1 protein-coding gene is annotated in these 654 nt (G+C 36.2%); it reads left to right on the top strand.

The window, feature by feature from the left end; all coding sequences use genetic code 11:
• Positions 1 to 417 (top strand): sugar nucleotide-binding protein (locus JHD74_RS25925; protein ID WP_199063898.1); only part of this gene is annotated, 417 nt, incomplete at its 5' end.
• Positions 418 to 654: the final 237 nt, after the last annotated feature.

Here is a 654-nt window from a genome sequence, read left to right as displayed (position 1 = left end):
GCGTGGGTATTTAGTGAGTATGGCAATAATTTTGTAAAAACCATGCTACGTCTAGCTAAAGAGAGGGATGTATTGAATATTGTTGCCGACCAGAGAGGTTGTCCAACTTATGCAGGCGATATCGCTCAAGCAATTATTACTCTTACACAGGCAAGTGCAACTGGCGGAGTTTATCACTTTTGTGGTGATAAAGAGGTTGCTTGGAATGAGTTTGCAAAGGTTATTTTTAGTACGGCATTAAAAAATGGTAGGTTACACTCAATTCCTTTGATAAATTCTATTAAAACGGCAGGCTATTATACGGCAGCTGTACGTCCAACATATTCTAGCCTTTCCTGCGAAAAGATAAGTCAGTTTGGGATTCAAGCATCAGATTGGGAAAGTGCATTATCTGATATTATAGGGTTAATATCATGAAATTATAAAGTTGTCACCTCGCGTGCACTCTTGCATGCGAGGTGGAAGTGAATGCATAAATTTCCATGGCCTTTATTTAAGTGCCTATAACGCCATTAAAAATATTTAATGTTTGTTCATTTACAAGGCGTATTTATTTCTCTATGAAGATTAACAAAAATAACTTTTTTAGAAATGCGGTAATAACACTCTATCTTATATTTTGCTCATATATGGTAGGTGTTAAAAACCCAGATG

Source organism: Serratia sp. ASV30, assembly GCF_016428815.1.
GTDB lineage: Bacteria > Pseudomonadota > Gammaproteobacteria > Enterobacterales > Enterobacteriaceae > Chania > Chania fonticola_C.
This window is presented reverse-complemented; position numbering and strand designations above follow the sequence as displayed.